The organism is Saccharomonospora iraqiensis subsp. iraqiensis, assembly GCF_000430445.1.
In the GTDB taxonomy this organism is placed as follows: Bacteria; Actinomycetota; Actinomycetes; order Mycobacteriales; family Pseudonocardiaceae; genus Saccharomonospora; species Saccharomonospora iraqiensis.
Genome location: NZ_KE387080.1, coordinates 8,163 through 17,001, shown reverse-complemented (window position 1 = coordinate 17,001; position 8,839 = coordinate 8,163). Strand labels below are relative to the sequence as shown.

Sequence of the window (8,839 nt, the reverse complement as noted above, 5' to 3'; positions counted from 1 at the left end):
CCGCGCCGTACGCAGCCGCCCGCCGCTGCGTCCCCGTTCCGGGCCGCGCCACCGACGGCGCTGCCGCCGGGTGCTCGGCGCGGGCCACAGCTCCTGGATCGCGCTGTTGAAGTAGGCGCCGGTGATGATGGCCAGCCCGATGAAGAACGTGAACAGCAGGAACGCGATCGGGGTGGCGAGCGCGCCGTAGGTGTAGCCGGTGGTGGTGATCCACGCGATGTAGACGCGCAGGCCCACGCTGGACAGCAGGAAGATCCCCATCGCGAGGATCGCGCCCGGGACGCCCCGGTGCCACGGCAGCTTGCGCGGCAGCGCCAGCTTGTACAGCGTCGCCAGCGCGAGCACCAGCAGCACCGCCAACGTGGGGTAGTACAGCACCGACAGCCACGACGCGATCGCGGGACGCCACGGCTCCGGGAAGAACTCCGGCAGCAGCCCGGGCCCGATCGCGATCACGGGCAGTCCGACCACCAGCACCACCAGGCTCGCCAGGTACAGCAGCAGGGCGAGGAACCGCTGCCAGATCTCGTTGCGCACGCGGTGCTGGTCGTGCGCGACGGTGATCGCGTCGACGAACGAGGCCATCGCCGACGAACCCGCCCACAGGGAGATGAGGAAACCCACCGACACGATCTGGCCCTTGCCGGTGGTGAGGATGTCGTTCACGGTCGGCGCGATGATGCCGGTGACGATGCTGTCGCTGAAGATCGTGTCGGAGAAGGCGAGGATCCGCTGCTGAACCCGGCGCACGACCTCCTCGCCGAACCAGTCACCGACGTAGCCGAGGCTGCCCAGCAGGCCGAGCAGCAACGGCGGCAGGGACAGCGTCTGCCAGAACGCGGCCTCGGCGGCCTCGGCGAAGACGCTGCCGCCCCAGGCCCGGGCCATCGTGCGGCGCACCAGGCGCAGCGGACCCGCACCCCCGGGCCGCCTGCCGGGACCGGGGGGCTGCTGGCTACCGTCTTCACGCCTCCGCATCGCGGTGTCCAGCATGGTCCATCGCGGCCGCCCGCGTCTCGCTCTTTCCCCGCTCGGCGTGTCCTTTCCGTCGCCGTCCCTGCGGGAGGCGGTAGGCTGCCCGGTGCGCCCTCACCGCGCAGCCGGCACGGCCGCCGGCCGCCGTCGTGGGGGTTTTCGCATGCCGGTGTCGTGAGCTCGCGAGGGAGGGAAGCGTCGGTGTCGGACACGGCCGGAGCCCGGGGGGACGTCGCCGCACCCGAACCGGCGGACGACGCGACAGCCCGGCCGCTGCGCGCCTGGCAGCGCCGTGCGCTGGCGAAATACCTCAGCCGCAAGCCGAAGGACTTCCTCGCGGTGGCCACGCCGGGCGCGGGCAAGACCGTGTTCGGGTTGCGCATCGCCGCGGAGCTGCTGTCCGACCGCACGGTGGAGGCGGTCACCATCGTCACGCCCACCGAGCACCTCAAGCACCAGTGGGCGGCCTCCGCGGAGGAGGCGGGCATCCCGATCGACTCCAACTTCACCAACGGCACCGGCGTCACCTCCCCCGACTACCGGGGCGTCGCGGTGACCTACGCCCAGGTGGCCGCGCACCCGACGTTGCACCGCGTGCGCACGGAGAACCGGAAGACGCTGGTGATCCTCGACGAGATCCACCACGCCGGGGACGCGAAGTCGTGGGGCGACGCGATCTTCGAGGCGTTCACCCCGGCCGTGCGGCGGCTGGGGCTGACGGGGACGCCGTTCCGCAGCGACGACGCCCAGATCCCGTTCGTGACCTACGAACCGGACGCCGACGGGGCACTGCGCAGCAAGGCCGATTCCTCGTACAACTACGCCGACGCCCTGGCCGACGGGGTCGTGCGCCCGGTGGTGTTCCTGGCCTACTCCGGGGAGACGTCCTGGCGCACCAGCGCGGGCGACGAGTTCACCGCCCGGCTGGGCGAACCGCTCACCGCCGAGCAAACCGCGCGGGCCTGGCGCACGGCCCTCGACCCGTCGGGGGAGTGGATCCCCTCGGTGCTGCAGGCCGCCGACACCCGGCTCACCCAGCTGCGGGCGGGCGGGGTGCCCGACGCGGGCGGGCTGGTCATCGCCACCGACCACGAGTCGGCCAAGGCGTACGCGAAGATCCTCGCCCGGGTGTCGGGGGAGCAGCCGGTCGTGGTGCTCTCCGACGACCCGAAGGCCACCAAGCGGATCGGCGAGTTCGCCGAATCGACCGACCGGTGGCTGGTGGCGGTGCGCATGGTGTCCGAGGGCGTCGACGTGCCCCGGCTCGCGGTGGGCGTCTACGCCACGTCGGCGTCCACCCCGTTGTTCTTCGCCCAGGTCATCGGCCGGTTCGTGCGGTCGCGGCAGCCGGGGGAGACCGCGAGCGTGTTCCTGCCGAGCGTGCCCGTGCTGCTGGAGCTGGCCAGCGAGCTGGAGACCGAGCGGGACCACGTGCTCGGCAAGCCGGACCGGGAGAAGGAGGGTTGGGACGACGAACTCCTCGTCGCGGCCAACCGCACCGACGACGAGCGTGGCGAGGAGGAGAAGGCGTTCACCTCGCTCGGCGCCTCCGCGGAGCTGGACCAGGTCATCTACGACGGCAACTCGTTCGGCACCGCGACGTTCTCGGGCAGCGAGGAGGAGCAGGAGTATCTGGGGCTTCCCGGACTGCTCGACGCCGACCAGATGCGCGCGCTGCTGCGCAAGCGCCAGGAGGAACAGCTCGCCGACGCCAAACGCCGCAGATCCGGCACAGGGAGGTCGACGGGTGCGGCCGGGCAGGGCGAGCCGGATCCGTCGTCCGGCCAGGCGCCCGCACCACGCCCGCAGTCGGTGAACGAGCGACTGAAGGCCCTGCGCAAGGAACTCAACACCCTCGTCGGGCTGCACAACCACCGCACCGGGAAGCCGCACGGCGCGATCCACAACGAACTACGGCGCGTCTGCGGCGGCCCACCCACCGCGATGGCCACGGTCGAACAACTGGAGGAGCGCATCGCCACTCTCCGCTCCTGGTGACCACCCCACCCGCCCCCGCGAGTCGCCACCCCAGCACCGCGAGTCGCCACCCCAGCACCGCGAGTCGCCACCCCAGCACCGCGAGTTGACGCTCCATGCCCGCGAGTTGACCCTCCGGGTCCGCGAGTGGGCGTCCGGGCGCCGGTCGTACTGCGAACTGCATTCCCCGGCGCTCTGAATACCACGCATTCGCGCTCTCGCCGCGTCAGCCGGCCGCTGAAGTGGAGCGTCGACTCACGGGCACGAGGTGGCGACTCGCGGGCATGGAGCGTCGACTCGCGGGTGTGGGGTGGCGACTCGCGAGTGGGGGGTCGACTGGATCGATACAGATTTCCCTTTTGTGTGATGCGGGGCATATGTTGTGCGCCGCAACATACTCGAGAAGGGGTGGCCGATGCGGACGAACAGACTCGCCACCGGTGCCGGCGCGATCGCCATGACGGTGACGCTCGCGGCGTGCGGGGCCAACGCCGGGGGCGGCGCCGAGGGCGACGACGGGCAGAACGGACAGGGGGAGGCGCCGCTGGGCTCGGTGGGCGTCATCCTTCCCGAGACGTCCTCGTCGTCGCGCTGGGAGGGCTTCGACAAACCCATGCTGGAGGAGGCGCTGCGCGCGGAGGGCTTCGACCCGGACGTGCAGAACGCCCAGGGGGAGGTGCAGAAGTTCAGCACCCTGGCCGACGGCATGATCGCCCGCGGGGTCGAGGTGCTGATCATCGCCTCGATCAACAGCGAGGTCGGCAGCACGGTCGCGGCCGAGGCGAACAACGCGGGCATCCCCACCATCGACTACGACCGGCTCAACCTCGGCGGGAGCTCCGACTACTACGTCTCGTTCGACAACGTCCGCGTCGGCGAACTCCAGGGCGAGGGCATGGCCCAGGCTCTGGAGGGGCAGGAGGGCGCCGAGGTCGTCGAGATCGAGGGTGCCCCGACCGACAACAACGCCACGCTCTTCCACGAGGGGCAGCGCAACGTCCTCCAGCCGCTGTACGACTCCGGCGAGCTGGAGCTCGTGCGCAGCGAACCGATCGACAACTGGGACAACCAGCGCGGCGGCACCATCTTCGAGCAGGTGCTCACCGCCAACGGCGGTTCGGTCGACGGGGTCGTCGCGGCCAACGACGGGCTGGCCGGGGCGGTGATCACCGTACTGCGCAAGAACGGTCTCGCCGGCACCGTGCCGGTGACCGGTCAGGACGCCACCCCGGCCGGGCTGCGCCGCATCCTGCGCGGCGACCAGTACATGACCGTGTTCAAGCCGATCAAGAAGGAGGCCGAGGCCACCGCGGAGCTCGCCGCCGCGCTCGCCGAGGGGGACAGGGCCGCCGCCGACGAGCTCGCCGGGGACGTGACCGAGGACCCGGAGGGCGACCGGGAGGTGGCCTCGGTGCTGCTCGAACCGCACCTGATCACCCGGGACAACGTCAAGCGCGTCGTCGACGAGGGCTACGTGGACGCCTCCGACCTGTGCGTGGACGACCTGGTCGACGACTGCGAGGAACTGGGGATCTCGTGAGCGGCACGGCAACGGCGGAACCCGCGGTCGAGCCCGCGCTGCGGCTGGACGGGCTGAACAAGAGCTTCGGTCCGGTCCACGTCCTGCACGACATCGACCTCTCCGTGCGGGCGGGCGAGGTCACCGCGCTGGTCGGGGACAACGGTGCGGGCAAGTCGACGCTGGTGAAGTGCATCGCCGGCATCCACGCGGCGGAGTCGGGCACGGTGCGGTTCCGCGGCGAGCCGGTGCACATCCGCGGCCCCGCCGACGCGGCGGACCTCGGGATCGAGGTGGTGTACCAGGACCTCGCCCTCGCGGACAACCTGGACATCGTGGAGAACATGTTCCTCGGCCGGGAACGGGGGAGTCCGTGGCTGCTGGACGAGGCGGCCATGGAGCAGGCGGCCCGGTCGACCCTGGCCTCCCTGTCGGTGCGCACGGTCAAATCGGTGCGCACCCCGGTGTCCTCGCTCTCCGGTGGTCAGCGGCAGACCGTGGCGATCGCGAAATCCGTGCTGTGGGACAGCTCCGTGGTGCTGCTGGACGAGCCCACCGCCGCGCTCGGGGTGGCGCAGACCCGGCAGGTGCTCGACCTCGTGCGCAGGCTCGCCGACACGGGCCTCGGGGTCGTGCTGATCAGTCACAACATGGCGGACGTGTTCGAGGTCGCCGACCGGATCGCCGTGCTCTACCTCGGGCGGGTGGCCGCGGAGGTGCCCGCCCGGGACGTGACGCACGGCCAGGTCGTCGAACTGATCACCGCGGGCCGTTCCGGGGAGCTCGGACTGGCCCGCCCGGACACGGCCGCGCTGTAACACGGCCCCGTCCGCGGGGCGCCGGGCGGGCACCGCGGGACGCGACCAAGGCAGGCAGGACCAGGAAAGGGCGTCATGACGGAAACCTCCTCCTCCGCGTCGCCGGACACGGCGGCCGACCCCGCCTCCGGCGACGCGGTGATCGCCGACTTCGGGATCGACACCACCGCGCTGTCCACCCGCGAGGCCGTGCGCGACTACCTCGCGCGGCTGCGCGGAGGGCAGCTGGGCTCGCTGCCCGCCCTGCTCGGGCTGGTGGCGTTGATGGTGATGTTCACCGTGCTGTCCGACGTCTTCCTGTCGCTGCACAACCTCGCCAACCTGCTGGCCCAGGGCGCCGGGCAGACCATCATCGCGATGGGCATCGTCTTCGTCCTGCTGGTCGGCGAGATCGACCTGTCGGCGGGCACGGCGTCCGGAGCGGCGGGCGCCGTGCTGGCCATGCACTACGTCGAGAACGGCAACCTGCTCGGCGGGATGGGCTCGACGGTGTTCGTCGTGTTCCTGGCGGCGCTGGCCCTGGCCGCCCTGCTCGCCGCGCTGCTGCGCATCTGGGTGGGCAGCGCGGTCTCGGTGCTCGGCATCGTGCTGGCGAGCGCGGGGATCCCGGCGAACCCGTGGGTGGAGATCCTGCTCGCACTGTGCGTGGGCACCGCGATCGGGTGCATCACCGGCTACCTGGTGGCCCGGATCGGCATGCCGTCCTTCGTGGTCACCCTGGCCCTGTTCCTCACCTGGCAGGGCGTGATCCTGCAGTTCATCGGGGAGGGGGGCGTCCTCGGGATCAGCACCTCCCCGGTGCTCAACGCGGTCGCCAACGGGAACCTGTCGACGCTCGGCAGCTGGGCCCTGTACGTCGTCGCCGTCGGTGGCTACGCCGCCATCACCCTGGGCGGTCATTTCCGCCGGATCCGCCGGGGTCTGGTCACCCGGCCGACGCCGCTGGTGCTGACCAAGGTGGGCGCACTGGCCGTGTTCGGGGCCGTGGCGACGGCGCTGCTCACCGTGAACCGGTCACCGAACCCCTCGGTGGTCATCAGCGGGGTGCCGTACGTGGTGCCGATCGTGCTCGGACTGCTCGTGCTGGGCACCTACGTGCTCAACCGGACCCGGTACGGCAGGCACATCTACGCGGTCGGCGGCAACCGGGAGGCCGCGCGGCGCGCGGGCATCGACGTCACCCGGATCCGCGCCAGCGTCTTCGTCGTGTGCTCGACGACCGCCGCCCTCGGTGCCGTGGTGTACTCGTCGAAGGTCGGTTCGGTGGACCCACAGGCCGGTGGCCTGAACACGCTGCTGTTCGCCGTCGGCGCCGCGGTGATCGGCGGGGCCTCGCTGTTCGGCGGGCGCGGCCGGGTCTCCGACGCCGTCATCGGCGGCACGGTCCTCGCCGTGATCGCCAACGGGCTCGGCCTGCTCGCGCAGCCCGCCGCGGTGGTCTCCATCGTGACCGGCCTCGTGCTGCTGCTGGCCGCCACGGTGGACGCGCTCTCCCGGCGCCGTGCGGGCGCCGGGGCCCGCTGAGCCGGGTGATGCGACGATGACCCTGTGACCAGCACTCCCGTGGCCCGGCCGGACGAGGTGCGCCGGTACAACCGCTCCACCCTGCTGCGGACCCTGCACCTGACGGGCCCGTGTACCCGGGCGAGTCTGGCCGGCGAACTCGGCCTGAACCGCAGCACCATCAAGACGCTGGTGGACGGTCTGGCCGGGGCCGGGGTGGTCGCCGAACGGGTGCCCCGCACCCAGCGGCAGGCGGGCAGACCGTCGCTGCTGGTGCTGCCCCGCCCGGAGGCGGCGGTCGTGCTCGCCGTGGATGTGCGGGTGGGGCACGTGGCGCTGGCGCTGGTCGGCCTCGGCGGACAGATCCTCGGCCGGGACGGCTGGAACCTGCGCGAGCGCACCCGGACCCCGGAGGAGGTCATCACCCGGCTGGTGGAGTCCGCGGGCCCGCTCGCCGCGGACCTGGGCGTGCGACCCGTGGCCTGTGGCATCTCGGTGCCGGGGGTGGTGCGCCGCGCGGACGGGCACGTCCACGAGGCGCCCAACCTGCGCTGGTCCGACGTCGCGCTGGGCAGCCGGTTGACGCGGGCACTCGACATGCCGGTGGTGGTCGGCAACGACGCGGAGCTGGGAGCGCTGGCCGAGAACCTGCGCGGGAGGGCCACCGGGGCGGCCGACGTGGTCTTCGTCTCCGCCGACATCGGGGTGGGCGGGGGAGTCATCGCCCAGAGCGCGTCGCTGCGCGGCGGTGCGGGCTACCTCGGCGAGATCGGGCACATGGCCGTCCACCCCGGCGGGCGCCCCTGTTACTGCGGCAGCACGGGGTGCTGGGAGACCGAGGTGGGGGAAGCGGCGTTCTGCCGGGCGCTGGGGCTGCCGGAAACCAGTTCCCGGGGCCGGGTGGTGGCCGCCCTGCGGGAGCTGCGGGCGGACGACGAGGGGGCCCGTCGCAGGATCGGCGACCTGGCGGAGTGGTTGACGCTGGGCCTGGTCAACGTGGTGAACCTGTTCGGTCCCGAACTGGTCGTGCTCGGGGACCTGTTCACCGAACTGCCCGCCCCGGTGCTGGACGACGTGGACCGCGCCGTGCGCGCCCGGAGCCTGGTCAGCCGGGCCCTCGGCGGCGTCCGGGTGCGCACCTCGGCCCTGGGCACCGACGTGAAGCTGCTCGGCGCCGCCGAGGCCGCCTTCGAGGACGTCCTCGACACGGTGTGAGCCGCCCCGCCCGCCGATCGTTCCGGTCGTGCCGTGAAGGCCCCCTTGCCTGCGTGTGACGCCGTGAGGGCCTCCTTCGCTGCGTGAGATGCCGTGAAGGAGTCCTTCACGGCACACCACCCCGCCGGAGGGGGCCGGACGTGACAAGGGCGGGGACCCGACCGGGTCCCCGCCCTTTCTCGCGGCTGTCGGTGACGGCTCAGCGCTGGATGTCGGCTTCCAGCTCCTTCAGCTTGGCCTCGTACTCACGTCCGTGGTGGCCACAGAACAGCAGTTCACCACCGTTGGGCAGCACGGCACGCATCTGCGCCGCGGCGCCGCAACGGTCGCAGCGGTCCGCAGCGGTCAGTTCGGGGCGGGTGAGCGTCGATGATGTCATTGGAGAGTCTCCCTCCGTCCCGGCATCGCAAGCCGATGCCATCAGTTCAGCCGCGACCACCGAGTCCGGGTCACCCCCGATCGCGGTGTCGCTGCCTCCACTCTTACAGACGATTTGTTCCTCGCAAGTGTTCCGCCGGGGCGTGGGAGACGTGTCACGTCCGGCGCCGCCACCCCGCACGACCCGCCGCGACCGGGTCCGGAAGGCCCTCCCGCGACGGTGTTCCCGGTGGTCAGGCACGATCGTCGGCGTGCAGGTCCCGATCCTCCGACGCGGAGTCGACGCCGTTCCCGCCCCGGCGGTGTTCGTTCTCAGCGGAATCTCGATGTACGTCGGCGCGGCGCTGGCGGTGTGGTTGTTCGACGTGGCCTCCCCCGCGGGGGTCGCCTGGCTCCGCTGCCTCGGGGCGGCGCTGATCCTGCTGGCGTGGCGGCGGCCCGCCCGCGCGGCGTG

At 72.1% G+C, this 8,839-nt stretch carries 7 protein-coding genes and 1 pseudogene; 6 read left to right on the top strand and 2 right to left on the bottom strand.

What is annotated here, in order from left to right:
• Positions 1-993, bottom strand: a 993-nt coding sequence (locus ACTIR_RS22470) for a YihY/virulence factor BrkB family protein (RefSeq protein WP_154663704.1), incomplete at its 3' end; no start/stop codon positions are given.
• 183 nt (positions 994-1,176) lie between these two features.
• On the opposite strand from ACTIR_RS22470, the gene ACTIR_RS0109095 reads away from it, so the two are divergent.
• The 5 genes from ACTIR_RS0109095 to ACTIR_RS0109075 all read left to right on the top strand — a co-directional run bounded on the left by ACTIR_RS0109095 (position 1,177) and on the right by ACTIR_RS0109075 (position 8,007).
• Positions 1,177-2,973 carry a DEAD/DEAH box helicase gene (locus ACTIR_RS0109095; RefSeq protein WP_026454027.1) on the top strand — a complete coding sequence of 599 codons (1,797 nt, stop codon included), beginning with the start codon at positions 1,177-1,179 and terminating at the stop codon, positions 2,971-2,973.
• Between the two features lie 394 nt (positions 2,974-3,367).
• On the top strand, positions 3,368-4,492 hold the full coding sequence (locus ACTIR_RS0109090) for a sugar ABC transporter substrate-binding protein (RefSeq protein WP_026454026.1): 1,125 nt from the start codon (positions 3,368-3,370) through the stop codon (positions 4,490-4,492).
• A complete protein-coding gene (locus ACTIR_RS0109085) occupies positions 4,489-5,289 on the top strand; it encodes an ATP-binding cassette domain-containing protein (protein ID WP_026454025.1) in 801 nt (266 codons plus the stop codon). Before ACTIR_RS0109090 ends, ACTIR_RS0109085 begins: the two co-directional genes overlap by 4 nt.
• A 75-nt stretch (positions 5,290-5,364) precedes the next feature.
• The gene (locus tag ACTIR_RS0109080; protein WP_026454024.1) at positions 5,365-6,813 is read left to right on the top strand and encodes a sugar ABC transporter permease; all 1,449 of its coding nucleotides are present in this window, start codon (positions 5,365-5,367) and stop codon (positions 6,811-6,813) included.
• Between the two features lie 24 nt (positions 6,814-6,837).
• Positions 6,838-8,007 (top strand): ROK family protein, encoded by a 1,170-nt coding sequence (locus tag ACTIR_RS0109075; protein ID WP_026454023.1) that lies wholly within the window; start codon positions 6,838-6,840, stop codon positions 8,005-8,007.
• A gap of 199 nt (positions 8,008-8,206) precedes the next feature.
• Here the strand turns inward: ACTIR_RS0109075 and ACTIR_RS0109070 are convergent, their stop codons facing one another.
• Positions 8,207-8,386 (bottom strand): DUF7455 domain-containing protein, encoded by a 180-nt coding sequence (locus tag ACTIR_RS0109070; protein WP_007025060.1) that lies wholly within the window; start codon positions 8,384-8,386, stop codon positions 8,207-8,209.
• A gap of 250 nt (positions 8,387-8,636) precedes the next feature.
• Here ACTIR_RS0109070 and ACTIR_RS26460 point away from each other — a divergent pair.
• Positions 8,637-8,839, top strand: a pseudogene (locus ACTIR_RS26460) (EamA family transporter); the annotation flags it as partial.